The 1,229-nt window shown below is 44.3% G+C and carries 1 protein-coding gene; it reads left to right on the plus strand.

The genetic code is table 11. From position 1 onward, the window contains the following. Window positions 1-1,229 (plus strand): NADP-dependent isocitrate dehydrogenase (locus ACS8FD_RS15390; protein ID WP_439276488.1); only part of this gene is annotated, 1,229 nt, incomplete at both ends.

Here is a 1,229-nt window from a genome sequence, read left to right on the forward strand (position 1 = left end):
ATCGCCGTGCACCAAAGGCTGTCAAAAACTATGCTCGCAAACATCCGCACTCTATGGGTGAATGGAAGCAATGGTCAAGCACGCCCGTATCGCACATGCATGGCGGTGACTTTTATGACGGTGAGCAGTCTATAACATTAGATAAAGCTCGCACTGTCCGCATGGAATTGTCGCTCGATGATGGCACTAAAAAAGTCTTAAAGCCTGAAATTGCGTTGCAAGACAAAGAAGTCATCGATTTGATGGTCATGAGTAAAGATGCACTGCTAGAGTTTTATGAGCGTGAAATGGAAGACTGCCGCGAAGCTGGTATTTTGTTCTCATTGCACGTAAAAGCCACCATGATGAAAGTTTCTCACCCTATCGTCTTTGGGCATGCAGTAAGAATCTACTATAAAGAAGCCTTTGAAAAACATGGCGCGTGTTTTGATGAGTTAGGCATTAACGTCAACAACGGCATGGCTGATCTATACGATAAAATTTCAGTATTACCAGCATCAAAGCGTGAAGAGATTGAGCAGGACTTACATGCCTGTCAAGAGCATCGCCCGCGTCTGGCCATGGTCGACTCTGCAAAAGGTATTACCAACTTCCATTCTCCAAGCGACATTATCGTAGATGCTTCTATGCCTGCTATGATTCGTAATGGCGGTAAAATGTGGGGCGCTGATGGCAAATTATACGATTGCAAAGCCGTTATGCCTGAGTCTACTTTTGCTCGTATCTATCAAGAAATGATTAATTTTTGCAAATGGCATGGTAATTTTGATCCAACGACGATGGGTACTGTCCCTAATGTCGGCCTTATGGCTCAAAAAGCTGAAGAGTATGGCTCGCATGATAAGACCTTTGAATCTAGCGATACCGGTATGGCACGTATTGTCGATATTGACACCGACGAAGTCTTGCTCGAAAAAGACGTCAAAAAGGGTGATATCTGGCGCATGTGTCAAACCAAAGACTTACCGATTCAAGACTGGGTGAAACTTGCTGTACGCCGCGCACGTGAATCAAATACGCCTGTTATCTTTTGGCTAGATCCATATCGTCCGCACGAAAACGAGCTAATCAAAAAGGTTAATATGTACTTAAAAGACCATGATACTGATGGCTTACATATTGAGATCATGTCACAGGTTCGTGCGATGCGTTATACCTTAGAGCGCGTGGCGCGTGGTCTGGATACTATTTCTGCGACTGGTAATATCTTACGTGACTATCTGACAGAC

It is taken from the genome of Psychrobacter sp. 1U2, assembly GCF_051847575.1.